Source organism: Alteriqipengyuania flavescens (assembly GCF_030406725.1).
Taxonomy (GTDB): Bacteria; Pseudomonadota; Alphaproteobacteria; order Sphingomonadales; family Sphingomonadaceae; genus Alteriqipengyuania_B; species Alteriqipengyuania_B flavescens.
This window is the reverse complement of sequence record NZ_CP129107.1, coordinates 1,365,466-1,389,916: the sequence shown is the minus strand read 5'-3', so window position 1 is coordinate 1,389,916 and position 24,451 is coordinate 1,365,466. Positions and strand designations below refer to the sequence as shown.

Here is a 24,451-nt window from a genome sequence, read left to right as displayed (position 1 = left end):
TCAGACGCCGGTCGAGCCGAAGCCGGCGGTGCCGCGCGCGGTGTCGTCCAGCTCCTCGACCTCGGCAAAGCTGGCGCGGGTGACGGGCGCGATGACCAGCTGCGCCACGCGGTCGCCGCGCTCGATCGCAAACGTCGCGTCGCCGTGGTTGATCAACAGCACTTTCACTTCGCCGCGATAGTCGGAATCGATCGTGCCCGGCGTGTTCGGCACGCTGATGCCGTGTTTCAGCGCCAGCCCACTGCGGGGGCGCACCTGTATTTCATATCCTACGGGGATGGCCATAGCGAAGCCCGTCGCCACGGCATGGCGCGATCCCGGCGCGATGGTGACTGTCTCCGCGCTCACCACGTCCATGCCCGCCGCACCGTCGGTTTCGTAAGTCGGCAGGTCGAGGCCGCCGCCGTGCGGCAGGCGTTTGACCCGGACAGGCACGTCAGTCATCGCGCGCGTCCCGTTCGTCGAGCGCGTCGGCAATCCGTTCGGCCAGCGCCAGCGCGACCTCTTCCTTGGGCATCGTGTCCCATTCCTCCACGCCGTCTTCGCTGACGAGGCGCACGGTGTTGTTGTCGCCGCCCATGACGTCGCCCGAAACATCGTTGGCGACGATCCAGTCGGCCGTCTTGCTCTTGCGCTTCTTCTGCGCGTTCTGGATCAGGTCGTCGGTTTCGGCAGCGAAGCCCACGACCAGCTTCGGCCGCTGCGGGCTGGCCGCGACGGACGTCAGGATGTCGGGATTTTCGGTGAGCATCAGCGCGGGCGGCGCGGCGCCGCGCTTCTTTATCTTGTGGCCGGTGTAATCCTTCGGCCGCCAGTCGGCGACGGCGGCCACCATGACCGCGGCATCGGCCGGCAGTGCCGCCTTTACCTCGCGCGCCATTTCCTCGGCGGATTCGACATCGATCCGGTCGACGCCCGGCGGGGTCTGAAGGTGCACCGGGCCGGAGACCAGCGTAACCCGCGCGCCGAGCGCGGCGGCCGCGGCGGCGATGGCATAGCCTTGCCGTCCCGAAGACCGGTTGGCGATATAACGCACCGGGTCGATCGGCTCCCACGTCGGGCCGGCGGTAATCAGCACGTGCCGGTCGAACAGCGGGCGATGCTCGGGATCGATCTCGAAGGCGGGCTGCCCGGCCAGGGGATCGGCAGGCGGCGCTTGGTGGACCGACGCAAAGGCACCCTCCGCCTCGCCTTCCATCGGCTCTGGCGCGGCGCGGTCCAAGCCAAGCTGTCTCGCAATTTCCTGGGGGTCGGTCGGCGGGGCGGCCTTGGCCACGCCCTTGCTGGCAAGCAGGCCTCCGCCCGCGTCGGGGTTGAAGGGAATGTCCTCTTCCTCGACGGGCGGGAGATCTTCCTCCTCCTCGTCGGGGCCGTTGTAATCCTGGTATGCGACTTCCTCCGGCTCGATCTTGCGGGGGACCGAGCGCGGGATGATCGAGGCAAGCAGGCCGCCGAGCCCGCTGCGGCGCCGTTCTTCGGGCTCCTCGTCGTAATGCTCGTCAGCTTCCTCGAAGCTTTCCGGCTCCAGCGCCTCGCTCTGCAAGGCGGCGATATCCGCCGGGCCAGCATCGCCGGGGTTGAGGCCCAGCTTTTCCGCGATGGAGAGCCAGATCATCTCCGGCTCCGGCAGCCGGCCGGGGCCGTATTCGCCGCAAGCCATCGCGCCTTCGTCGGGGTCGATCACGTCGACGCCGGCTTGCCGCAACCAGCCGACGTTGCGCTGCGTCGCTTCGTGCTGCCACATGCGCACGTTCATTGCGGGCACGGCCATCACGGGCTTGTCGGTCGCGAGGATCAGCGTGGTCGCAAGATCGTCGGCAATGCCGGCCGCCATCTTGGCGAGCATGTCGGCAGTGGCCGGGCAGACGACGACCAGGTCGGCCTCGCGGCTCAGCTGGATGTGGCCCATCTCGGCCTCGTTCTTGAGGTCCCACAGCGAGGTATAGACCTGGTTTTCGCTGAGCGCGGCGAGCGCCATGGGGGTGACGAACTGCTGCCCGCCTTCCGTCACCACGCAGGTCACTTCGCCGCCGCCCTTGCGGATCAGGCGCACCAGCTCGCAAGACTTGTAGGCCGCGATGCCGCCGCCGACGACCAGCAGGACGCGCGCCATCAGCCGCGCACCTTGTTGCAGGCGCGAACATCGCCGTTGCGGCGGGGCGCACTGTCAGCGATCATCGATGGATCCCCTATATCCGCGGCGTTAACCATGTTTCATGTCTAGCCGCACCCAAGCTTCCAGACCAGCCCTGCCTTGCGGTGGTTAAATATTGCTTTCATCACGGGCTTAACGCGCGCAGGTGTTGGCGCGTCGGTACGTGCAAACCGGGGGAGATGGCGCGCGATGAATTTGATCTTGAGGTTCGTTCTGGTCGCAGGCGGCCTGTTTTTCGCGCTGATGGGCATCGGCTTCCTGCTCAACCCGGCGGTGAGCGCCGTCAGCTTCGGGCTGGAAGCCGCCGACGCCGCCGGGCTTGCCGCGCTGCGCGCCGACATGACCGCCTTTTTCGTGGTGGCAGGCAGCTCCATGATCTGGGGCGGATGGCGCCGCAACGGCGACGTGCTGCTGGTGCCGGCTGCGCTGTTCGCCATCGCCTTGCTGGGGCGCATCGTCAGCATGGTCGCAGACGGCACGGTGGAAGGTTTCTGGCTGCCGATGCTGGTGGAGGCGGTGACGACGACCCTGTGCCTGGTCGGCAGCCGCGTGCTGCCGCACCGCGACCTAGCCGAAATCAGGGGCTAGAATATCCAGCCGAGCGCGGTGGCGGCGGCGGTGACGCCAGCCCCCACCAGCCCGGCGAGGAGATAGCCCCAGGCCGACTTGCCTTCGCGCTGGCGGCGCTCCCACATCAGCTCGATTTCGGGCAGCGGTGCAGGCTCCGGCGCGCCGCCGCGCGGGGGGAAGCGTTCTTCGACCCGGCGCACCAGGTCCGGCAAACGTAGCAGGGTGGAGACATTTTCCTTCAGCGCATCGGCAACAGCGGCCTCCGGCCCCAGCTCGTCGCGGATCCAGCTGCGCACATAGGGCGCGGAAACGTCCCACATATTGATTTGAGGATTGAGCTGGGTGGCGATACCTTCGACCATCACCATCGTCTTCTGGAGCAGCAGCAGGTGCGGCTGGGTCTGCATATCGAAATCGCGGGTGATGGCGAACAGCCCGTCGAGCATCTGGCCGACCGACAGCTCGCTTACCGGCTTGCCGCGCATCGGTTCGCCCACGGCGCGCAGGGCGGTGGCGAATTCGTCGACCGAATGGTGCGAGGGGACGTATTGCGCCTCGAAATGGATTTCGGCGACGCGGCGGTAATTGCCGGTGGTGAGGCCGTAGAGGATTTCGGCGAGCCACTGCCGCGCCTGCCGGTCGATCCGGCCCATGATGCCGAAATCGATCGCCGCAATGGTTCCGTCCGCTTCCACGAACAGGTTCCCCTGGTGCATGTCCGCATGAAAGAAACCACTGTCGATCGCCTGGGTCAGGAAAGCGAGCACCAGCCGCTCGGACAGTTCCTCAAGGTCGTGCCCGGCTGCGCGAAGGTCGTCGCGCCGGCTGATCTTGATCCCGTCGATCCATTCGACCGTCATCACCCGGCCGTTGGTGCGGTCCCAATCGATATCGGGCACGCGGTAACCTTCGTAACCGCGCATCGCCTGCGCCAATTCGCTGGCGGCGGCGGCTTCGCGGCGCAGGTCCAGCTCGGTGTTTGACCAGCGCTTGAAATTGGCGATGGTGAGGCGCGGGCGCAGGCGAGCCGCTTCCCCGCCCAGCGCTTCCAGGTGGGCCGCAGCCCATTCATAGGTCGCGATATCGCGGGCGAACCGCTCGCGCACGCCGGGGCGCAGCACCTTGACGGCGACGGTGCGCCCGTCGGTCGTCACCGCCTTGTGCACCTGCGCGATGGAGGCGGAGCCGACCGGCTCTTCCTCGATGCTGGCGAAATAGTCGCTCCACGGCGCGGCGAAGCTGCGCTCTATTTCGGCGCAAATGGCGCTGAACGGCACTGGCGGCAGGTCGTCCTGCAGGCTGAGCAGGTTCTGCGCCGCTTCCTCGCCCACAAGGTCTGGCCGCGTCGCGAGCGACTGGCCGAGCTTGATTGCGGCCGGGCCGATATCCTGGAATGCGCCGGCATAGTCCGGCACGGCAGGCTGGATCGTCCCGAAGCGCGCGATGCGCACCATCCGGCGCACCGGCGGCGGCGTGTTGGGATCGCGCTCGATACCCCGCAACGCACCATGCTTCGCCGCGGTCCGGCCCCACTTCAGGAGCCGCCAGATATGCGTGCGCGGCGCGGTCATGCGATCAGATTTTCCACCCGGAGTGGATCGCAACCGCCCCGCCCAGGATCGCCTCGACCTTCGTCTGCTCGAAACCCGCACGGCGGATCATCGCTTCGAATTCGCCCATCCGCGGGAAGCGGCGGATGGATTCGGCGAGATAGCGATAGCTGTCCTCGTCCTTGGCGATCACGCGGCCCATCTGCGGCATCACCTTGTGCGAATAGACGTCGTAGATTTCGCGGAAGCCGGGCCATTCGGTGGTCGAGAATTCCATGCAGAAGAAGCGCCCGCCCCGCTTGAGGACACGGTAGGCCTCGCCCAGCGCGCGGCCGATATGCGTCACGTTCCTGATGCCGAACACGATGGTGTAGACATCGAAACACGCGTCGGGATAGGCAAGTTCCTCCGCGTTCTGGCGGCTCCAGACGAGGCCGTCTATCCCGCGCTCCATCGCGCGTTCGACGCCGACGTCGAGCATGTCCTGGTTGATGTCCGCCACCGTCACGTCCGCGCCGCGCGCCGCCATGCGGAAGGCGATGTCGCCGGTGCCGCCCGCCATGTCGAGGATCGCCTCGCCCGGCTGCGGCTTGACCCGCTTGACGAAGCGGTCCTTCCACAAGCGGTGCATCCCGCCCGACATCACGTCGTTCATCACGTCGTAGCTGGTCGCCACACTGGAAAAGACGCCGCCGACCCGCGCGGTCTTTTCTTCCGCGCTGACCTCTTCATAGCCGAAGGAAACCCGGTCGTTCATCGTGTCGTTCATGGGAAGGGGCCTTAGGGGAGTTTCTGACTTGCGCAAAGGCTGTTACGGGCTTGGGCCATGCCTGAACTTCCCGAGGTAGAAACGACCGTGCGCGGGCTGGCGCTCTATCTCGATGGCGCGCGGATAGAGCGTGTCACCGTCAACCGGCCCGGCATGCGCCGCCCCTTCCCGCCCGACCTGATGCAGGCGCTGACCGGGGCGACGGTGACGGGCCTTGGCCGCAGGGCGAAGTACGGGCTGATCCATACCGACCGCGCGCGCAGCGTCGTGTTCCACCTGGGCATGAGCGGGCGCTGGCGGATCGATCCGGCAGAGCCCGACCGCCACGATCATGTGGTCATCGACACCGCGACGAACCGCTTCGCGCTCAACGATCCGCGCCGCTTCGGCTGGCTCGACCTTGCCGACGAGGCCGCGCTCGAAAGCTGGGGGCCGTTCGCGGCGATGGGGCCCGAAGCGCTGGGAGAGGCGCTTTCGGCGCAGCACCTGCGCGCTGCCTTCCGGGGGCGAAAGCAGGCGGTGAAGCTGTGCCTGCTCGACCAGCGGATCGTGGCCGGGCTCGGCAATATATATGTGTGCGAGGCGCTGTGGCGCGCGCAGATCCATCCGCGCAAGGCCGCCGGCAAGGTGACCGGACCGCAGCTTGCCCGCCTGGTCCCGGCCATTCGCGACGTGCTGGGGGAATCGATCGCGGACGGGGGCAGCACCTTGCGCGACTATGCCCAGCCCGACGGTAACCTCGGCTATTTCGCCACCCGCTTCGATGTCTACGGTCGCACCGACGCGCCCTGCCATCGCTGTCATGAGACGCTGGGCGGGATTGTCCGCCGCATCGTGCAGGGCGGCCGCAGCACGTGGTTCTGCCCCAAATGCCAGAAATGAGGATACGCCCATGAGCACCCCCAAACTCTACAGCTACTGGCGCTCCACCGCGTCCTATCGCGTCCGCCTGGCGCTGGCGCTGAAGGGCGTCGGTTACGACCAGCAGCCCATCGACCTGCGCGCCGGCGACCAGCTGGACGAGGGCTTCGTCGCCATCAACCCGCAGGCGCAGATCCCGGTGCTGGATATCGACGGGGTGCGGCTGCACCAGTCGATGGCGATCATCGACTACCTGGAGGCGACGCGCAGCGATGTGCCGCTGCTGCCCACGGACCCGCAGGCCGCGGCGCAGGCGCGCGCCTTCGCCCTCACCATCGCGGCCGATATCCACCCGATCCAGAACCTGCGCGTGCTCAAATACGTGAAGAAAGAATTCAGGCAGGACCAGGACGGCGTCGACGCTTGGGCGCGGCACTGGATCGCGCTCGGCTTTGCGGCGCTGGAACGCATGGCGAGCCCGCGCGGAACCGCCTATGCCTTCACCGACGAGGCGCCGGCCTATGCCGAGTGCTTCCTTGTGCCGCAGGCCTATAATGCGGCGCGCTTCGGTGTCGACATGGCGCCCTTCCCGACCCTTGCCGCCATCGTGGAGCGCTGCGCCGACCATCCCGCCTTCGTCGCCGCGCATCCTTCGCGCCAGCCGGATGCGCCGGCGGCGGAGTGAGAACGCACCTGCGCGCTTGACGATTCGCGCCCACCGCCCTATGTGGCGCGCTTTCCGGCGGCCCTGGAGGCTGCCCATCCTGCTGACCGACAGAAATTTTGGGCCGATCCGGCAGGACGGCCGACAAGGGAACGAACGTACGATATGGCCAACACGCCGCAAGCCAAGAAGCGCATCCGTCGCAACGAGCGCCGCGCCGAAGTGAACACCGCGCGCACCAGCCGCATCCGCACCTTCATCAAGAAGGTCGAACTGGCGCTGGAAGGCGGCGACCAGAAGGAAGCCGCCGAAGCGCTGCGCGCCGCGCAGCCGGAAATCGCGCGCGGCGTCGCCAAGGGCGTGCTCCACAAGAACACCGCGGCTCGCAAGATGAGCCGCCTGAGCAAGCGCGTCGCTTCGCTCTGATTCGCCGATTCTCGCCGCTCGGCTATGGCCGGCGCGGAACGGATTGGGAACGCCAACGGAAACGGGCCGGTGCATTTTGCGCCGGCCTTTTTCGTCTTCGCGGCAGGCCCGCATGGTGCGCTGCGAAAACTCCAGTAGATTCCGCGATTCGCTCAGGCAATCAGCGTAAACCACTCATTAGACACACTATTAACGCAAGTCCGCGCCATAGACCCGAGTCAAGGCGGTATATTTCAAAAAAGTTACGCGGGCCCACTGGACAGCATCGCTCGCGTCTTCTTATTACTTCTCACGTCGAGGCGAGAGGGCATCGGCACCCGAAAATCGCGATCGCAAGATTGGCCCATCCGGATCGGGGGGGATTCCGGATGTCGGGAGAGCTGACTCTCGCCTCCACGGGACAACAACAGCCATCGGTGTCCACCGGCGCCGGCAACAAAGCAGACGGGGCTTAAATGATCAGGATGGGACCTCATGCCGAGCTTTCGGGCCAGGTACGAAAGCAGGCGGAAGACGACATGACCAATGAGGAAAAGGAAGCCATCGATCTCGCCGCAGACTGGGCGGACATAAGCCAGGGCCTGCGCAAGGACCTGGGCCACCAGCTGCACAGCCAGTGGATCAAACCGATCCGCCTCGGCAAGTTCTGCAAGGAGACCGGCACCCTCGATCTCTACCTGCCGACCGAATTCTCCGCCAACTGGGTGCAGGACCGTTTCCACGACCGCCTGTCGCTCGCCTGGAAGATCGCGCGCGGCGAAGTGCGCCAGGTCAATGTCGCGGTCCACCCGGGCCGGCGCCAGCTGGGCGACCTGCCGATGGGCCAGGCCGGCGGCCAGCGCAGCGCCGCGAACGACGGCGCGCCGATCATGCTCGGCGGCGGCATGGTGGAAGATGGCTTCACCAGCTCGGTCGGCCTCGACCCGTCGCTGACCTTTGCCGCCTTCGTCACCGGCAGCACCAACATCCTCGCCTGTAACGCTGCCCAGCGCATGGCCGCGCCGGAACAGCCGCAGTTCTCGCCGCTATATCTCAAGGCCGCGACGGGCCAGGGCAAGACGCACCTGCTGCACGCCATCGGCCACGCCTATCTCGCCAGCCATCCGCGCGCGCGCATCTTCTACTGCAGCGCCGAACGCTTCATGATCGAATTCGTGCAGGCCCTGCGCGAAAACCAGATGATCGAATTCAAGGCCCGGCTGCGCGGTTTCGACCTGCTGCTGGTGGACGATATCCAGTTCATCATCGGCAAGGCGAGCGCACAGGAAGAGCTGCTCTACACGATCGACGCGCTGCTGGCCGAAGGCAAGCGGCTGGTCTTCGCCGCCGACCGCGCGCCGCAGGCGCTGGACGGGGTCGAGCCGCGCCTGCTCAGCCGCCTCAGCATGGGCCTCGTCGCCGACATCCAGCCGGCCGATATCGAATTGCGCCGCGCCGTCCTGGAAGCCAAACTGGCCAAGTTCGCCCCGCTCGACGTGCCGGGCGACGTGATCGAGTTCCTCGCCCGCACCGTCAGCCGCAATGTCCGCGAACTGGTCGGCGGGCTCAACAAGCTGATCGCCTATGCCCAGCTGACGGGTCAGGAAGTCTCGCTCAACCTCGCCGAAGAGCAGCTGACCGATATCCTGTCGGCCAACCGCAAGCGGATCACGATCGACGAGATCCAGCGCACCGTGTGCCAGTTCTACCGTATCGACCGCAGCGAGATGTCGAGCAAGCGCCGCGCCCGCGCCGTGGTTCGCCCGCGACAGGTCGCGATGTACCTCGCCAAGGTGCTCACCCCGCGCTCCTATCCGGAGATCGGGCGCAAGTTCGGCGGGCGCGATCATTCCACCGTGATCCACGCGGTGCGCCTGATCGAGGACCTGCGCGAACGCGACGCTGACATGGACGGCGACGTGCGCAGCCTGCTCCGCCAGCTCGAAAGCTAGGGTCCCCCGCAGCTACGGGGACTATCGACAGGCCATCCACAGCCTGCCAACAGGCTTACCCATGGCCCTGACACCAGTCCCGCTTACCCCGGCCCGCATCGAGCGCTTCCAGCGCCAGATCATCGTGCCCGAAATCGGCGGTGCGGGGCAGGCGGCGCTGGCGGGGAAGCGCGTCGCCATCGTCGGGCTGGGCGGCATCGGCAGTCCGGCGCTGCAATATCTCGCCGCAGCCGGGATCGGCGCCCTGACGGTGATCGACGATGGCGACGTGGAGCTGTCCAACCTCCAGCGCCAGACCATCTATGCGCAGCGCGACATCAGCCACGGCAAGGCCGTGTCCGCCCGCCGCTGGCTCGCCAATTTCGATGCCGCGATCGACGTCGCCGTGCACGACGCACGGATCGATGCGGGCAATGCGAACACGTTGCTGCAAGGCCACGACCTCGTGCTCGACGGGACGGACAATTTCGCCACCCGGCTTGCCGTCTCCGATGCCTGCGTGCGTGGCGGTGTGCCGCTGATGAGCGTCGCCGTCGGGCGCTTCCAGGGGCAGGTGGGCGCCTTCGCAGGGCATCTCGAAGGTCAGGCGTGCTACCGCTGCTTTGTGGGCGATGCCTTCGACACCGACGACTGCGACACCTGCGCGGACGACGGCATGCTGGGCGCCATGGTCGGCTGGGCAGGCACGTTCGGCGCGCTGCAGTCTATCCGCGTGCTGCTGGCCGGCCACGCCACCCTCGGCGCGCCCGACTGGGGCCGGGTCTTCCTCATGGACGGCCTGAAGGGCGACATGCGCAACTTTGCAATCGCGAAGGACCCCGCCTGCAAGGGGTGCGGCACTCCGGGCTAGAAGCTTGCCCCGTCGATGAAGCGGCGCGGCAGGTCCTGCCATAACGACGGATTGAACATCCTCAGATTGACGCCCATCCGGTCGTATTCCAAATCGATGGACGTCCAGTGCGTCGTGCATCCGCACATGCCGCAATGCCACGTGGTGATCATGCAATCACCCTGAACGTAGCCCTCCGCATCGCCTTCCACTGTGACAAGTGAGGGCGAGCAATAGTGCCAGAGCCCGCCCGTGCGGCGGCACAGCGAACAGTCGCAATCGCCCGCTTCCTCCGGTTGGTCCCGCAGCGTCAGGCGGATGGCCCCGCAATGGCAACTGCCCTGGTGCTCGCTCATCGCAATATTTCCTCCACCCAAGCCGGCACCAGCTCGCCGGCCCGGCCCTGTCGCGATTCGTGGAACCAGTGGGAGCCCTCGCTGCGTTCGAGGTTTAATTCCAGTGTATGCGCACCCATTTCGCGCGCATCGCGTACGAAGCCTGCCGCAGGGTAGACCGCGCCGCTGGTGCCGATGCTGACGAACAGGTCGGCAGCGCGCAGCGCGGCGTAGATGCGGTCCATCTCGTACGGCATCTCCCCGAACCAGACGACATCGGGGCGCAGGCTGCGCGATTCGCACATCGGGCAGGCGGGCCGCTGACGCATCGTGCCCTCGAACGGCGTGCGGCGTTCGCAGATCCGGCACAGGGCGCTCTTCAGCTCCCCGTGCATGTGCAGCACGCGGCGGGCACCCGCGCGCTCGTGCAGGTCGTCGACATTCTGCGTGACGATCAGCAGCTCGCCATCGAATTCGGCGTCCAGTCGGGCGAGCGCTTCATGCGCCGGATTGGGCGCAACCGTCGCCAGCGCGGCGCGGCGCATGTCGTAGAAATTGAGCACCAGGTCCGGGTCGCGTTCGAAGCCTTCCGGGGTCGCGACATCCTCGATCCGGTGCTGTTCCCACAGGCCGCCCTCGGCGCGGAACGTGTCGATGCCGCTCTCCGCGCTGATTCCGGCACCGGTCAGGATCACGATATTGCGCGGGGCAGCCATGTCGCCCATGAAGCACGCAACACGAGGGGGTGGCAATGGCCGAAGACGGACTGCGCATTGGTATCATCGGGAGCGGGGGGCGCATGGGGCTGGCCATCCGCGCGGTCCTGGACGCGGGCGAGCACGCATTTGCGGGCGGGGTCGACCACGGCGAGCAGCCCGGCCCGCTGGCGACCGAATGCGATGCGCTGGTCGATTTCTCCGCGCCCGATGCGCTTGCCGCAAATATCGCCGCCGCCCGCGTCGCCGGCATCCCGATCCTGATCGGCACCACCGGGCTCGGCAAAGAGCATGACCGGATGATCGACGAAGCAGCGGGCGTGCTGCCCATCCTGCAGACCGGCAATACCTCGCTGGGCGTCACGCTGCTGGCGCACCTGGTCGAGGAGGCGGCGAGCAGGCTGGGGCCGGACTGGGACATCGAGATCGTGGAAATGCACCACCGGATGAAAGTCGATGCCCCCAGCGGCACGGCGGTGCTCTTGGGCGAAGCGGCCGCAGAAGGTCGCGGCATCGAGCTCGCCGCCAATCGCGAGAGCGGGCGTGACGGGCACTCGGGCAGGCGGGCCAAGGGCGCAATCGGATTTGCCGCCCTGCGTGGCGGCACGGTCGCCGGGGAACACAGCGTCATCCTGGCCGGGGAGCAGGAGCGCATCACCCTGTCCCACAGCGCCGAAGACCGCGCGATCTTCGCCCGCGGGGCCGTGGCCGGCGCGGCATGGCTCGTGGGCAAGCCTGCCGGCCGCTACACGATGAACGACGTGCTGGGGCTGTCCTGAGCATGGGCAAAGCCGCATGACCAAGGACCAGATCTTCGAGTTCTTCCGCAGGCTTGCAGAGGACAACCCGAACCCGGAGACCGAGCTTGAATACGGGAACTGCTACCAGCTCGTCGTCGCGGTGGCCTTGTCGGCGCAAGCGACGGACGTCGGGGTCAACAAGGCCACGCGGCGCCTGTTCGCCGAAGTCGAAACGCCGCAGCAGATGCTCGACCTCGGCGAAGAGGGGCTGCGCGAGCACATCAAGACCATCGGCCTGTTCAATTCGAAGGCCAAGAACGTCATCGCGCTCTCGCAATTGCTGGTCGACGAATATGGCGGAGAGGTGCCGGACACGCGCGACGACCTGGTCCGCCTGCCGGGGGTCGGCCGAAAGACGGCGAATGTCGTGCTCAATTGCTGGTTCCGGCAGGAAACCTTCGCCGTCGACACCCATATCTTCCGCGTCGGCAACCGCACCGGCCTCGCCAAGGGCAAGACGCCCGAAGCGGTCGAAGCGAAGCTGGAAAAGAGAGTGCCGCAGCCATTCAGGCTCGATTCGCACCACTGGCTGATCCTGCACGGCCGCTATGTCTGCAAGGCGCGCACGCCGGAATGCTGGCGCTGCAAGGTCGCCGACCTGTGCAGCTTCCGCAAGAAGACCCCGGAACCCAAGAGCCGCGCCAAGGCTTGATTAAGGTGGGCGCGCACAGGATGATGCCGCTTATGAGGAGACCGGCCATGATCCGCACCGCACTTGCCCTTTGCGCCCTACCCGCCCTTGCCGCCTGCGCCGCGCAGGCTGGCATGGAGGAGGAGCCCGATATCCGCGCCCCGCTGGCGGTCGCGACGGGAGAGGCGCAGCGCTGCCTGCCGAACGGGTCAATTACCCGCCAGACCGTGCATGACGACTATACGATCGATTTCCAGGTCGGCGGCAGGCTGTATCGCTCGACCCTGCCGCAGCGCTGCCCGCGCCTGGGTTTCGAGAAGGCGATCACTTACGAGGTGCGCGGCGGCCAGCTGTGCACGCCGCAGATCTTCTACGTCCTCGACGGCGTCGGCGGCGGCTTCCAGCGCGGCCCGGCCTGCGCCTTCGGCGACTTCGTGCCGATCGAGCTCTCCGAGGACGGCGTGACCAAAGCTGGCGACGCCCCGCGCATGATGGGAGCTGATTAGTTCGCCTTCTACAGACAATCCTTATTGAATGCACACGCTGCCCAAATGAGGACGAAGAGGACACCTGCTGACGCTAATGGGACGTAAATAGCCGTAAGGATCGCCTTTGTCGTCCGCCAGAGTGGCATTATCTCTATCCCGGCCAGTCCGGGCACCAAGCAAATCAGCAACAACAAGTACCAAGGTAGATCGACCGCCACTTCGCCGGACGCCGAGCCGATTGCCATAAATGCGCCGATTACAAGAGCCGGTCCGAAGAGAGCAAGCGCAATGCCCGCCCAAATCCGGCGGGACGCATACGGCTCCGGCTCGGCTCCGTCTTCAGACATCGTCCGCGCTGATCATCTCGGCGCGGTCGATCTCGTTCGTCAGGACCGCCACGGTCGTTGCCACGGCGGCATCTCCGCTGACATTGGTGGTGGTACGCATCATGTCCATGATCCGGTCCACCCCGGCGACGAAGGCGATCGTTTCCAGCGGCACGCCGACCGCGCCGAACACCAGCGCCATCATGATGAGGCCTGCGCCCGGTATGCCGGCCGCGCCCACCGCGCCCAGCGTACCGAGGATCGAGATCAGGAAATACTGCGCCCACGACAGTTCGACGCCGAAAATCTGCGCCCCGAACAGCGTGGCAAGGCCGAGATACATCGCGGTGCCGTTCATATTGATCGTGGCGCCGAGCGAGATGACGAAGCTCGCCACCGAATTGCTAACCCCCAGGTTCCGCTCCGCGCAGCGCAGCGTGACCGGCAGCGTGGCGTTGGAACTGGCGGTGGAATAGCTCACCGCGATCGCATCGATGATCCCGCGGAAGAAATCGATCACCGGCAGGCGCGCGATGAACTTGATCATCGCCGAATACATCACCCCGATGATCAGCAGGCAGCCGACGTAGTTCAGCAGCACCAGCTTGCCGAGCGCGGCGAGCGCATCGAGCCCCAGCGTGCCGGCCACCCATGCCATCAGCGCGAAGACGCCGAAGGGGGTCAGCTCCATCACGACGATGGTCACTTTTTGCATGATGACCGCGCCTGAATCGAAGATCTTCTGGACCGGCTTGCCGTCCTCTTCCGCCATCAGGATGCCGATGCCGATCAGCAGGGCGAAGACGATCAGCGGAAGGACGTTGACGTCGGCCATGACCTGCACCGGGCTTTGCGGGATCATGCCCATGACCATGTCGCGCCAGCCGGTCTCGTTCGGTTCGGGGATCGCCCCCATCTCGATGGCCGAGGTGTCCACGCCGACGCCGGGCTGGATCACCGTGCCGAGGAACAGGCCGAGCCAGACCGCGATCTGGCCGGTGACGACGAACAACAGCAGCGCCCGCCAGCCGACGCTGCCGAGCTTGCGCAAATCGCCGATCGCGGCGATCCCGGCGACCAGGCTGAAGAAGATCAGCGGGACCACCAGCATCTTGATGAAGGCGACGAACACGTCGCCGATGATCTTGATGCTTTCCGCGCCCGGCCCCCACAGCCAGCCGGTCAATATGCCGAGGACCAGCGCGGCGATGACGCGCTGCCACAGCGGAATGCGGAACCAGGTTTTCATGCGCGGCCCCCTATCGCCCTTATGCCTTCAGCGCCGCCTCGGCGATGCGCCTGTAGATGCGGCTTAGCGTATCGAGGTCGGCGATGGCCACAGCTTCGTCGCGCTTGTGCATCGTCGCGTTGACGAGGCCGAATTCGATCACCGGGCACACGGCGCGCAGGAACCGCGCGTCGGAGGTACCGCCGGTAGTGCTGGGCTCCGGCTCGACGCCCGTTTCCGCCTTTACCGCCGCCGCGACGATGTCGGAGAACGTCCCCGGCGGGGTCAGGAACGGCTCGCCGCTGATTATCGGCTTGGCGATGCCCCCGTGCTTTTTGGCGATTGCCATGATCTTTTCGGACAGCGACGCGCCCGAATGCGTGTCGTTGAAGCGGATCGAAATGCGCGCCTTGGCGAGCGCAGGAATCACGTTGTGCGCGCGGTTGCCCACCTCGATATCGGTAATCTCGAGGTTCGAGGGCTGGAACCAGTCGGTCCCTTCGTCGAGCACGAGCGCGTCAAGATCGGCCAGCATCGCGACGAGCCGGGGGATCGGGTTGTCGGCAAGGTGGGGGTAGGCGACGTGGCCCTGCGTGCCCTCCACCTCCAGCCAGATGTTGACCGAACCGCGGCGCCCGATCTTCATCATGTCGCCCAGCCGGTTCACGCTGGTCGGTTCCCCGACGAGGCACAGGTCCGGCCGCTCGCCCACTTCGGCCATGTGGTCGATCAGCGCGCGGGTCCCGTGGAGCGCAGGGCCTTCCTCGTCGCCGGTAATGATGAAGCTGATGGTGCCGGCGTCGGCAGGCACATGGGCGACCGCCTCCACCATGCAGGCGATCGCGCCTTTCATGTCGACGGCACCACGCCCGTACAGCAATTCGCCGCGCTCTTCCGGCGCGAACGCCCCGCTCGACCAGCCTTCGCCCGGCGGCACCACGTCGAGATGCCCGGCAAAGGCGAAATGCCTGCTGCCTTCGGGTCCGCGGCGGATGGCGAAAAGGTTCTCGACCGCTTCTTCGGGCGAGCCCTCATCCCCCTCGCCGCGCGTGAAGCGATGGATTTCGAAGCCCAGCGGCGCGAGCATCGCCTCCATCGCATCGAACACGGCCCCGCGTGCCGGGGTCACGCTCTCGCAGGCGATCAGGCGCTTGGCATGGTCGAGCGCGCTCATCGGGCAGGCTCCGGCAGGGGTCCCGGCGCGAAGGCGGCGTCGAGATATTCGGCCATGCGAATACCGGCCTGGCGGATGCGGCGATTGGCCACTGGTGCCGCCGCCACGATGGCGCGCTGGGTCAGGACGGTGCTGTCCGGCAATTCCTGCCCGCAGGCATCGTCTACCTCGAAGGCGTTGGGATAGACAATCTCGCGCGCGATGGACCAGCTTTCCCGGCCCCATTCCGCGCTGTCGCCGCCGCCGAGTGCCGCGCGCTCTTCCGCCGTGTAGCGCCGCACCACGTTGTCGCGCGTGTCGGTGATGGCGCGTTCGGCCAGCGGCCCGTCCCACACCCAGTGAAGGTTCAGGCCCGGGACGATGCCGTATTGCGCCGCGCGGTCGTTGCCGCCGCGATCGTCCTTGTCGCCCGAGTGCAGCGGCATGTGCACGTCGCCGATAAAATGGACGAGGAAGGCCATGGCCTCCAGCCGCACGTTGGCGGGCAGGCTCTCGTCGGCAAGGATGCGCTGGTTGCGCTCGATCTGGGCGAGGATACAGTTGCCGCCGCTGCAATTGGCGCGCGGGTTGTAGGCCTCGCAGATCGGGGCGGTGCGGTAATGCCAGGCGAAGGTGTAGCCCCAGCGCCAGCCGTCGCGGCGCAGGCAATCGGGCCAGTAGCTCGCGTCGGCGAGGGTGCGGATAGCGCAATCCGGCGTGCCGAGTTGGCTGCTCGCCTTGACGAGGTCGAAGATGCCGGCGCGCGTCTGCGGCTGCACGTTGGCCCAGGCGATTTCGCCGGTGGTGCGATGGCCGAATTCGCCCCAGGCTGCCGCGGGCTGCGGCGCCAGCATGGCGAGAAATGCGATCAGGGGAAGGAGCAAGCGCAAGGCGATCATCCCGTCAGCGCCGTGTCGTATTGCGCGATGGTCCATTCCTCGTCCTCCGCCGCGTTGATCCATGCCTGCATCCAGTCGTGCTCCCACACCGCTTCCATATAGGCTTCGGCAAAGCCCGGCACCTTGACGCCGTAGGTGACGAAGCGGCTGACCACCGGGGCATAGAATATGTCGGCGGCGCAGAAACTGCCGAACAGGAACGGTCCGCCCTTGCCGAAGCGCGCGCGGGCTTCCGCCCACAGGCCGAGAATGCGAACGATGTCGCTGCGGGTGCGGGCGCTGATGGTGGCGCCTTCGACCCGGCGGCGCACGTTCATCGGCAATTCCTGCCGCAGGTCGGCATAGGCGCTGTGCATTTCGGCCACCAGCGAGCGCGCCATGCCGCGCGCGACCGGATCTTTCGGCCAGAACCGGTCCGCGCCCACCTTGTCGCCGAGATATTCGAGGATGGCGAGGCTGTCCCACACCACGACCTCGTCGTCCCACAGGATGGGCACCTTGCCGCTGGAAGGCTGGAGGTCGTCCTCGTCCTTCTGCGCTTCCCAGTTCTCGCCGAACAAGGGGACGATGATTTCCTCGAACGAGAGGCCGGATTGCTTCGCCGCGAGCCAGGCGCGCAGACTCCAGCTCGAATAGTTGCGGTTGCCCAGAATCAATTTCATCGCGCTGCCCCTGCTGAATGGTCCGCGCCTAAGCGTTCAGGGATGCGCTGTCGAGACTGAACGGACGGCGCCGCCGCCTAGAGTTCCACATCGGATAGGATCGCGGCCCGCAGGTCGTCGATCCCCATGCCCTTCTCGCTGCTGGTGACGTGGATTTCGGGAAATGCGGCCGGATGCTTGCGGGCGGCCTCGGCCACTTTCTCGCGCATTTCGGTGAGCGCGCTCGCCTTGATCTTGTCGGCCTTGGTGAGAACGACGCGGTAGCTTGCCGCCGCCTCGTCAAGCATCTTCATCATCTCGATATCGACTGGCTTCAGCCCGTGGCGGCTGTCCACCAGCACCAGCGTGCGCTTCAGCACCGCGCGGCCGCGAAGGTAAGTGCGGACCAGCTGCTTCCACCGCTCGACCACCTTCACCGGCGCCTTGGCAAAGCCATAACCCGGCATGTCGACGAGGCGGAACTGCGTCGGCTCGCCCACCTCGAAGAAATTGAGTTCCTGCGTGCGACCCGGCGTCACCGAGGTGCGGGCAATCGAGCGTCGTCCGGTAATGGCGTTGAGCAGCGAGGACTTGCCGACGTTCGAGCGGCCACAGAAGGCGATTTCCGGCACCGTCGGTTCGGGCAGGAATTTCAGCTGCGGCGCCGAAAGGAGGAAGTCGACCCGGCGCGAGAACAGCTTGTTCGCCTTGTCGACCAGCTCCTGTCCGATCTCTCCGTTCGCTCCTTCCATGGCCTTACGACTTGCCCTTCGCTTCGCGCGCGGCGGCACGTTCCGCGTCGGCCTTGTCCTTGTCGGCCTGGGCCTTCAACTGCGGATGGCGCGAATAGAGGAACCACTGCTGCGCGATGGTGAGGATGTTCGAGGTGGCCCAGTAAAGCAGCAGGCCGGCCGCGAAGGGTGCCATGACGAACATCAGGATCCATGGCATGAACATGAAGATCTTCTGCTGCGCCGGGTCCATCTGGCTCGGATTCAGCTTGAACTGCAGATACATGGTGATGCCCAGGATCAGCGCCAGCACGCCGATGCCGAAGAAGAACATCAGGAAGCCCGGAACGGTGACCCCGATAGCTTCCATCAGATTGGCCAGGTTCGCCGGATCGCGCGCGGACAAGTCCTTGATCCAAAGTGCAAACGGCTGGTGGCGCATCTCGATGGCCAGGATCAGCACTTTATACAGTGCGAAGAAGATCGGCATCTGGATGATCAGCGGCAGGCAGCCGGCCAGCGGGTTCACCTTTTCCCGCTTGTACAGCTCCATGATTTCCTGCTGCTGCTTCTGCTTGTCGTCCTTGTAGCGTTCCTGGATCGCCTTCATCTTCGGCTGGATGGCACGCATCGCGGCGAAGCTCTTGAACTGCTTCTGTGCGATCGGGAACATCAGCCCGCGGATGATGAAGGTCAGCGCAATGATCGCGACGCCGAAGTTGCCGAACAGGTAAAACAGCTGGCGCAGCACCCAGAAGATCGGCTTTTCGAACCAGCGGAACCAGCCCCAGTCGATGGCGAGTCCGAAATTGGGAATGCCCTCCGCCTCGTACATGTCGAGGACTTCGGTTTCCTTGGCCCCGGCGAACAGCTTGGTGGTGCGGCTGACCTGCCGGCCGTCGGCCACAGTTACCGGGTCGTAGATCATGTCGGAGCGGAACATGCCGTTGCCGAGACCGCGGAAGCTCGCCTCGGTGCGGGCTCCGCTTTCGGGCACCAGCGCGGAAAGCCAGTAGACATCCGTGAAGCCGAGCCAGTCGGCGCGGCCTGCGGGCCTGACCTGCCCAGCCTCGGCCACGTCGTCGTAATCGTTGCCGAATTCGACCGAGCCATCGAAGGCACCGATGGGGCCGGAATGCACCAGCCAGAGATCCTGGCTGGCGCTCGCGCTGTCGCGATTGATGGTGGCATAGGGCCGCAGCACGATCGAGCCGCCCGATATGTTGGCGACCGTTTGTTCGGCCGTGATCATGTAATGCTCGTCGATCGCGAGCGCGATGGTGAAGAGCAGGCCCTGGCCGTTGTTCCAGCGCAGCGTTACCGGATTGCCGGGCGCAAGCGTGCCGCCCTCCGCCGTCCACACGGTCTGCCCGTCGGGCACGCGAACGCCTTCGCCTACCCAGCCGAACTGCGCGAACTGCTGCGCAGGCGTGCCGGCGGGCGCGAACAGGCGCACCGGGCCGCTGTCCTTCTCGACCTCCTGCCGGTGGGTCTTGAGCGAGATATCGTCGATCCGCGCGCCAACGGGGTTGATCGAGCCCGTGACCTCCGGCGCATCGATCCGCACCCGGCCCGCGCTGCCGAGCGCCTGGCTGAGGTCGACCGGTGCGGCCACCGGCGTGCTGCCCACATCCCCTGTATCGGTGTTGGCCGCGGCCCGCTCCACCGGCGTGTCGGCGCGGCCTTCTGTCGCCGTCACTTCGGGCTGGGGATAGAGCCGCTGCATGACCAGGTCCCAGCCGAGCAGCAGGGCCGCGCATAGCGCGATGGTCAAGAACAGGTTACGCTGGTTGTCCACTTCGGGTCCTTCGAATTCGGTCGATCGCGTGCGGGGTACGGGGCCGGTCGCTGCCGCGTGCCTTACGGCACCGGGTCGTGGCCTTGTCCCCCCCAGGGATGGCAGCGCCCTATACGCTTAAGCGCCAGCCATCCACCCTTGATCGCGCCATATTTGCGCAAGGCCTGGATGGCGTATTCGCTGCAGCTGGGGGCATAGCGGCAGCTGGGCGGCAGGATGCGGCTGGGGCCGATCTGCCAGAACCGCGCGATCAGGATGAAGACCTGCTTCATGCGCGCCTGCTGCGCGGTTTCGTGCGGCGGCGGCGGGGCGGATCGGGACGGCCCGCCTTCATCCGCTCAAGCGCGGCCACGAGCTCACAGCGCAGCGCGTCGAAATCCCGCTCGACCCCGCCGTCGCGGCCGATGAGGATATGGTCGTGATCGTCCAGGCCGTTATCCGGCAGGAGCTCGCGGGCGACGGCGCGGAAGCGGCGCTTCATCCGGTTGCGCACCACCGCATTGCCGATCTTCTTGGTGACGGTGATGCCCAGCCGCTTGCCGCGCTCGCCATTGGGTTTCGCCAGCAGCACGAAGCCTGGCCGCGCGACCCGCATGCCCGAATTCGCGGCAAGAAAATCGCTGCGCTTGGTAATTGTGGTGAGGCTGTCGGGCACGATTACCCCTCATACGACAACGGGCCCCCCGATGGGAGCCCGCAGGGGCCGACCGGCCCGTGGTGCCAAATGCGGGAAGGAATCATCCCGCCAAATACCGGCACCGGTAAGCGCGCCGCTCAGGGCGCGCGGGAAATCAGGCGCAGAGGTTCTTGCGGCCGCGGTTGCGGCGGGCGCGCAGGACCTTGCGGCCACCCGGGGTTTTCTTGCGGGCGAAGAAACCGTGGCGACGGGCGCGGACGAGGTTGCTGGGCTGGAAAGTACGCTTCATGATTGCCTCTGATCGAAAACTTCGAAAGTGCCCCGGCATGGCCGATGCGCACCAATAAAAAGGGCCGCCCGCGAAGGCAGCCGCCTGTATGGACCGCGCGGTTAGGGCAGGCCCTTGCGCGAGTCAAGCCGTTTAGAGCGCGGCATAGGCGATCTGCGGCGCGTTGTCGGCCTCCCCTTCCAGCCCGAGCCAGCCGCGCATTTCCGACGCATCGAGCCAGCGCGGGGCTTCGAACGGGGCGGCATTGGTCATCGCGTAGAACGCCTGCGCCTGCGCCGGATCGAGGCCCATTTCGGCATAATAGGCGAGGTACTTGTGATGCTCCGGTGCGTCGGCGGCATAATCGGACGCGCCCTGCCCCAGGTCGTCCTGCCACGCGTGGACGGCGAATTCCGCCCCTTCGTCGATCCGCCACGCGGTTCCGGCGAACACCAGCTCGACCGCGCCCGACCGGACCGAGCCGCCTGCCGGCACGTGGGTTTCCAGCCCTGCTGCACGGATCATCCGCCCCAGTGCAAGGTTCGCGCGGTCATCGTAAGTGCCCGGCGCCTCGACCAGCCGGAGCACCTGCAATCCCGGATAGGCTGCCATCATCGCGCCGAACGCCGCCGGGCTCGCCTCGTCGGTGACGCCGACCAGCGCTGCGTGCTTGCCGTCGATAACGCGGAAGGGACCGAACGTGTCGATCGGCGCAGGGGCGAGGTCTACCCCCAAATTCTCTGGCGTGACGAAGCGTGTGGCCGGCACTTCCACCCATTCCTCGACGATGACCGTCCCGGTCTCCCGCTCGTCGGCCCGGGCAGGCGCGGCGATCAGGACCAGTGCGGTGGCGAGCACGGTGAAGATGCGGGCGAATTCCTTCATCGAACGCCGGTGTGGAGCCCCGCGCGCTACCGCCTCGCAAACAGAAAGCGTTACTTTGGAGTGAATCACTCGACATCGCGGCGCGGGCCGCTAAGCCTCTCGGCCACAGGGGGAATTCGTACGTGGTCGCACTCGTCAGGACGGTCGCCTATCTCGGGCTCGATGCGCGCAGCGTGGAGGTGCAGTGCCAGCTCGCGCCCGGACTGCCGCGCTTCAATATCGTCGGGCTTGCCGACAAGGCCGTCGGCGAAAGCCGCGAACGCGTGCAGGCCGCCCTTGCCGCGATGGGCCTCGCGTTACCGCCCAAGCGGATCACCATCAACCTCTCGCCGGCGGATTTGCCGAAGGAAGGCAGCCATTACGACCTGCCGATCGCGCTCGCCCTGCTGGCGGCGATGGGCGTCACCGATGCGGAACAATTGGAAGATTACGTCGTGGTGGGCGAGCTCGCGCTCGATGCGCGGGTGGTGCCCTCGCCCGGCGTCCTCCTCGCCGCGATCCATGCGAGCGAGGCGGACAAGGGCCTGATCTGCCCGGCAGCGCAGGGGGCGGAGGCGAAATGGGCGAGCGACGTGCCGGTCCTCGCCGCGCCGGACCTGCTTGCCCTGCTCAACCACCTCAAGGGCGAAACGCAGCTGGCGCAGCCCGAACCGGGCGAAATCGACGAACCCGCGCCGGGGCCGGACCTCAAGCGCGTGAAGGGGCAGGAAACCGCCAAGCGCGCGCTGGAGATCGCGGCGGCGGGCGGCCACAACCTGCTTATGCTGGGGCCGCCGGGTTCGGGCAAGAGCCTGCTGGCAAGCTGCCTGCCGGGTATCCTCCCCCCGCTCACACCGGGCGAGGCGCTGGAAACCAGCATGATCGCCAGCGTCGCAGGCACGCTGGAAGGCGGCCGGATCAGCCGCGCGCGGCCGTTCCGCGATCCGCACCATTCGGCGAGCATGGCGGCGCTGACCGGCGGCGGGCTGAAGGTCAAGCCGGGCGAAGTCAGCCTCGCGCACCTGGGCGTCTTGTTCCTCGACGAATTGCCCGAATTCCAGCGCGCCGTCCTCGATTCCCTGCGCCAGCCGCTCGAAACGGGCGAAGTCAGCGTGGCGCGGGCCAATGCGCATGTGACGTTCCCGGCGCGCGTGCAGCTGGTCGCGGCGATGAACCCGTGTCGCTGCGGCCACCTCGGTGACCCAGCGCTGGCGTGCAGCCGCGCACCGCGCTGCGCCGCCGATTACCAGAGCAAGGTATCGGGCCCGCTGCTCGACCGGATCGACCTGCATGTCGAAGTCGACCCGGTCAGCGCCGCCGACCTCTCCTTGCCGCCGCCTGCCGAAGGAAGCGCCGAAGTTGCAGCCCGCGTCGCCGCCGCGCGCGCCGTGCAGACCGCGCGTCTCGAAGGCATTGGTGCGCGCACCAATGCGGAGATGGACGGCGACACGCTGGAAGCCCACGCCACGCCCGACGAGGCGGGCCAGAAGCTGCTGCTGCAGGCCGCCGACGCGATGCGCCTATCTGCGCGCGGATATACCCGCATGCTCAGGGTCGCCCGCACCATCGCCGATCTGGCCGGAGCGCAGCAGGTCGGCCGCATCCACGTGGCCGAAGCGCTCAGCTACCGTAGGCAACCGCCGAGGGCTTGAAACCATCGCCGAATACGGCGGTTAGGGACCTATGACGGACTATCTCACACCAAACACCCTGGCCTGGACCGACGCCCTTATCCGGATCGGGGCTGCGACTTTCCTGCCGTTCCTGATCGGATTGGAGCGTTTCCTCCGGAACAAGCCCATCGACTTCCGCCCTTTCATCATCATCTCGGTGAGTGCGGCAGGCCTGCTCATGTCGGCAGTCGAGCTGCTGTCGGCGTCGACGGATTCGAACACGCAGATCGACCCGACCCGGGTCATCGAAGGTGTCATCACCGGGATCGGCTTCCTAGGCGCAGGTGCCATGTTCCGGCAGGGTAATTTCGTCCAAGGCGCCGGTTCGGCAGCATCGATCTGGAGCGCGGGAGCCATCGGCCTCGCTTGCGGAATGGGCGAGATATGGCTCGCGATCCTCATGGCGCTGGTCGTCCTGATCGTGCTGGTGTCGAGCGGTCCTTTTACTGCCAAGTGGGATGCCCAACACGGCCCGGACGAGGGCGATGGTAGCGGTTAGCTTCGGCACCGGTCACTTCGCGTAAGGCGTATTCTCCACCATCTTGCGGTTGTAGTCCGGCGCGGAGTCGGTCCACCAAACGGGGCCGCGTTCGCCCAACGCTACCTTCGCTGCATGGACATCGACCCGGGCAGCCTTCAGCACCGCATCGTCGCCCGAAGCCTTGGCGGCCTTCACGGCGCGGCGGGCGTCCATCAGCGTGTCGACGAGGCGCTGGCGCTCTTCTTCCGGCAGGTTCGGATTGGCGGCGCGCCACAGGCGGCCCCTTACGATGATATAGCGACCGTCCGGCGTTCGCTCCGGGCCGCCGTCTGACTGTCCGGCCAATCTATTCGGCCGCCTCGGCGACGTCATCGCCCCCGTCTTCGGGCACGATGCCGATGCAATCGCAATCCTGCAACCACAGGTCTTCGTGCGTGAGTTCGCGCCCGTCATGCGCGGTGATGATAACGGGGCCGATGGGCAGGCGGTCGCGCTTGTCCACCAGCACCGGGTTCTCGCTGAACTCCGCGCCGTATTTCATGCCCCACTGGCGCAGCGCGAGCATGGCGGGCAGCAGGTCGAAGCCCTTCTCGGTCAGACGGTATTCGATCTTGCGTCGGTCGTCCGGGCACGGCGTGCGCGCGAGAATGCCATGCTCGACCAGCTTCGTCAGGCGACTCGAGAGGATGTTGCGGGCGATGCCCAGTTCGTCGAGAAATTCCTCGAAATGATGCACGCCGTTGAAGCTGGCGCGCAGGATCATGAAGCTCCAGCGTTCGCCCATCACTTCCAGTGCACCGGGCAGGCCGCACGCCGCAAGCTCGCCCAGGGGTTCTCTCAACTCGCCCATAAAATTCCTTTCCCGGGCCGCGATATAGCGCGCAAAGCGCCGGGCTGCACAATTATTCCAGTTTTAGGTTGCAACTTAAAATCTATTGAAATAGGTAGCGGTTCGCAACTGGAAATTGCGGTCGACGCAGAATCGGCCGGAGGACCGGTTGGCGCCCTCTCCAAAACCCTCTTTCAG

General features: G+C 66.4%; 29 protein-coding genes. 11 read left to right on the top strand and 18 right to left on the bottom strand.

The annotated features are described in order from the left end of the window. Entirely contained in the window at window positions 1–444 is a 444-nt protein-coding gene (gene dut / locus QQW98_RS07190) for a dUTP diphosphatase (RefSeq protein WP_290134311.1), read from the bottom strand. Further along, window positions 437–2,113 carry a bifunctional phosphopantothenoylcysteine decarboxylase/phosphopantothenate synthase gene (locus tag QQW98_RS07185; RefSeq protein ID WP_290134310.1) on the bottom strand — a complete coding sequence of 559 codons (1,677 nt, stop codon included), beginning with the start codon at window positions 2,111–2,113 and terminating at the stop codon, window positions 437–439. Before QQW98_RS07185 ends, dut begins: the two co-directional genes overlap by 8 nt. Window positions 2,114–2,356: 243 nt before the next feature. Here QQW98_RS07185 and QQW98_RS07180 point away from each other — a divergent pair, with 243 nt between their 5' ends. After that, on the top strand, window positions 2,357–2,743 hold the full coding sequence (locus tag QQW98_RS07180) for a DUF4345 family protein (RefSeq protein WP_290134309.1): 387 nt from the start codon (window positions 2,357–2,359) through the stop codon (window positions 2,741–2,743). Here the strand turns inward: QQW98_RS07180 and ubiB are convergent. Continuing rightward, window positions 2,740–4,296, bottom strand: a complete 1,557-nt coding sequence (ubiB, locus tag QQW98_RS07175; RefSeq protein WP_290134308.1) for a 2-polyprenylphenol 6-hydroxylase — start codon at window positions 4,294–4,296, stop codon at window positions 2,740–2,742. The genes QQW98_RS07180 and ubiB overlap by 4 nt on opposite strands. Window positions 4,297–4,300: 4 nt before the next feature. Then, on the bottom strand, window positions 4,301–5,032 hold the full coding sequence (locus QQW98_RS07170; RefSeq protein ID WP_290136888.1) for a class I SAM-dependent methyltransferase: 732 nt from the start codon (window positions 5,030–5,032) through the stop codon (window positions 4,301–4,303). Window positions 5,033–5,101: 69 nt separating this feature from the next. On the opposite strand from QQW98_RS07170, the gene mutM reads away from it, so the two are divergent. From mutM to QQW98_RS07145, 5 genes are all read left to right on the top strand, one after another. Next, window positions 5,102–5,926 (top strand): bifunctional DNA-formamidopyrimidine glycosylase/DNA-(apurinic or apyrimidinic site) lyase, encoded by an 825-nt coding sequence (mutM, locus tag QQW98_RS07165; RefSeq protein ID WP_290134307.1) that lies wholly within the window; start codon window positions 5,102–5,104, stop codon window positions 5,924–5,926. A gap of 10 nt (window positions 5,927–5,936) precedes the next feature. After that, on the top strand, window positions 5,937–6,590 hold the full coding sequence (maiA, locus tag QQW98_RS07160; protein WP_290134306.1) for a maleylacetoacetate isomerase: 654 nt from the start codon (window positions 5,937–5,939) through the stop codon (window positions 6,588–6,590). A 144-nt stretch (window positions 6,591–6,734) separates the two neighbouring features. Further along, window positions 6,735–6,995: a 30S ribosomal protein S20 gene (rpsT, locus tag QQW98_RS07155; RefSeq protein WP_290134305.1), complete on the top strand. Its 261-nt coding sequence runs from the start codon at window positions 6,735–6,737 to the stop codon at window positions 6,993–6,995. Window positions 6,996–7,513: 518 nt separating this feature from the next. After that, window positions 7,514–8,926, top strand: a complete 1,413-nt coding sequence (dnaA, locus tag QQW98_RS07150; protein WP_290136887.1) for a chromosomal replication initiator protein DnaA — start codon at window positions 7,514–7,516, stop codon at window positions 8,924–8,926. A 61-nt stretch (window positions 8,927–8,987) separates the two neighbouring features. After that, a complete protein-coding gene (locus QQW98_RS07145; RefSeq protein ID WP_290134304.1) occupies window positions 8,988–9,776 on the top strand; it encodes a HesA/MoeB/ThiF family protein in 789 nt (262 codons plus the stop codon). Here the strand turns inward: QQW98_RS07145 and QQW98_RS07140 are convergent. Next, window positions 9,773–10,111: a GFA family protein gene (locus tag QQW98_RS07140; RefSeq protein WP_290134303.1), complete on the bottom strand. Its 339-nt coding sequence runs from the start codon at window positions 10,109–10,111 to the stop codon at window positions 9,773–9,775. The genes QQW98_RS07145 and QQW98_RS07140 overlap by 4 nt on opposite strands. Further along, window positions 10,108–10,806, bottom strand: coding sequence for an NAD-dependent deacylase (locus QQW98_RS07135; protein WP_290136886.1), 699 nt, complete (start codon window positions 10,804–10,806; stop codon window positions 10,108–10,110). Before QQW98_RS07135 ends, QQW98_RS07140 begins: the two co-directional genes overlap by 4 nt. 35 nt (window positions 10,807–10,841) lie before the next feature. On the opposite strand from QQW98_RS07135, the gene dapB reads away from it, so the two are divergent. The 3 genes from dapB to QQW98_RS07120 are packed head-to-tail and all read left to right on the top strand — an operon-like array spanning window position 10,842 to window position 12,743. Beyond that, window positions 10,842–11,585 carry a 4-hydroxy-tetrahydrodipicolinate reductase gene (gene dapB / locus QQW98_RS07130; RefSeq protein ID WP_290134302.1) on the top strand — a complete coding sequence of 248 codons (744 nt, stop codon included), beginning with the start codon at window positions 10,842–10,844 and terminating at the stop codon, window positions 11,583–11,585. Between the two features lie 16 nt (window positions 11,586–11,601). Then, window positions 11,602–12,258 (top strand): endonuclease III, encoded by a 657-nt coding sequence (gene nth, locus QQW98_RS07125; protein ID WP_290134301.1) that lies wholly within the window; start codon window positions 11,602–11,604, stop codon window positions 12,256–12,258. Window positions 12,259–12,305: 47 nt separating this feature from the next. Continuing rightward, the gene (locus QQW98_RS07120; RefSeq protein ID WP_290134300.1) at window positions 12,306–12,743 is read left to right on the top strand and encodes a hypothetical protein; all 438 of its coding nucleotides are present in this window, start codon (window positions 12,306–12,308) and stop codon (window positions 12,741–12,743) included. Window positions 12,744–13,064: 321 nt separating this feature from the next. On the opposite strand, the gene QQW98_RS07115 is transcribed toward QQW98_RS07120, so the two are convergent. From QQW98_RS07115 to QQW98_RS07070, 10 genes are all read right to left on the bottom strand, one after another. Beyond that, window positions 13,065–14,300 (bottom strand): dicarboxylate/amino acid:cation symporter, encoded by a 1,236-nt coding sequence (locus QQW98_RS07115; RefSeq protein ID WP_290134299.1) that lies wholly within the window; start codon window positions 14,298–14,300, stop codon window positions 13,065–13,067. A 19-nt stretch (window positions 14,301–14,319) separates the two neighbouring features. Then, a complete protein-coding gene (dapE, locus tag QQW98_RS07110; RefSeq protein ID WP_290134298.1) occupies window positions 14,320–15,453 on the bottom strand; it encodes a succinyl-diaminopimelate desuccinylase in 1,134 nt (377 codons plus the stop codon). Continuing rightward, window positions 15,450–16,367, bottom strand: coding sequence for a S1/P1 nuclease (locus tag QQW98_RS07105; protein ID WP_290137046.1), 918 nt, complete (start codon window positions 16,365–16,367; stop codon window positions 15,450–15,452). The genes dapE and QQW98_RS07105 overlap by 4 nt, the downstream gene beginning before the upstream one ends. After that, entirely contained in the window at window positions 16,328–16,993 is a 666-nt protein-coding gene (locus QQW98_RS07100) for a glutathione S-transferase family protein (RefSeq protein ID WP_290134296.1), read from the bottom strand. Before QQW98_RS07100 ends, QQW98_RS07105 begins: the two co-directional genes overlap by 40 nt. A 77-nt stretch (window positions 16,994–17,070) precedes the next feature. After that, complete coding sequence (gene yihA / locus QQW98_RS07095) at window positions 17,071–17,724, bottom strand: ribosome biogenesis GTP-binding protein YihA/YsxC (RefSeq protein ID WP_290134295.1); 654 nt, start codon at window positions 17,722–17,724, stop codon at window positions 17,071–17,073. Between the two features lie 4 nt (window positions 17,725–17,728). Further along, a complete protein-coding gene (yidC, locus tag QQW98_RS07090) occupies window positions 17,729–19,501 on the bottom strand; it encodes a membrane protein insertase YidC (RefSeq protein ID WP_290134294.1) in 1,773 nt (590 codons plus the stop codon). A gap of 62 nt (window positions 19,502–19,563) precedes the next feature. After that, window positions 19,564–19,773, bottom strand: coding sequence for a membrane protein insertion efficiency factor YidD (yidD, locus tag QQW98_RS07085; protein WP_290134293.1), 210 nt, complete (start codon window positions 19,771–19,773; stop codon window positions 19,564–19,566). Then, window positions 19,770–20,156: a ribonuclease P protein component gene (gene rnpA, locus QQW98_RS07080; protein WP_290134292.1), complete on the bottom strand. Its 387-nt coding sequence runs from the start codon at window positions 20,154–20,156 to the stop codon at window positions 19,770–19,772. The genes yidD and rnpA overlap by 4 nt, the downstream gene beginning before the upstream one ends. Before the next feature lie 136 nt (window positions 20,157–20,292). Beyond that, window positions 20,293–20,427, bottom strand: coding sequence for a 50S ribosomal protein L34 (rpmH, locus tag QQW98_RS07075; protein ID WP_108788882.1), 135 nt, complete (start codon window positions 20,425–20,427; stop codon window positions 20,293–20,295). Window positions 20,428–20,559: 132 nt separating this feature from the next. Continuing rightward, entirely contained in the window at window positions 20,560–21,291 is a 732-nt protein-coding gene (locus QQW98_RS07070; protein ID WP_290134291.1) for an alpha/beta hydrolase, read from the bottom strand. 122 nt (window positions 21,292–21,413) lie between these two features. On the opposite strand from QQW98_RS07070, the gene QQW98_RS07065 reads away from it, so the two are divergent. Next, complete coding sequence (locus tag QQW98_RS07065) at window positions 21,414–22,922, top strand: YifB family Mg chelatase-like AAA ATPase (protein ID WP_290134290.1); 1,509 nt, start codon at window positions 21,414–21,416, stop codon at window positions 22,920–22,922. 31 nt (window positions 22,923–22,953) lie between these two features. Next, window positions 22,954–23,442 (top strand): MgtC/SapB family protein, encoded by a 489-nt coding sequence (locus QQW98_RS07060; RefSeq protein ID WP_290134289.1) that lies wholly within the window; start codon window positions 22,954–22,956, stop codon window positions 23,440–23,442. A gap of 12 nt (window positions 23,443–23,454) precedes the next feature. Here the strand turns inward: QQW98_RS07060 and QQW98_RS07055 are convergent, their stop codons facing one another. Then, window positions 23,455–23,796, bottom strand: coding sequence for a hypothetical protein (locus tag QQW98_RS07055; protein ID WP_290134288.1), 342 nt, complete (start codon window positions 23,794–23,796; stop codon window positions 23,455–23,457). Beyond that, a complete protein-coding gene (locus QQW98_RS07050; RefSeq protein ID WP_290134287.1) occupies window positions 23,771–24,274 on the bottom strand; it encodes a winged helix-turn-helix transcriptional regulator in 504 nt (167 codons plus the stop codon). Before QQW98_RS07050 ends, QQW98_RS07055 begins: the two co-directional genes overlap by 26 nt. Between the last annotated feature and the right edge of the window lie 177 nt (window positions 24,275–24,451).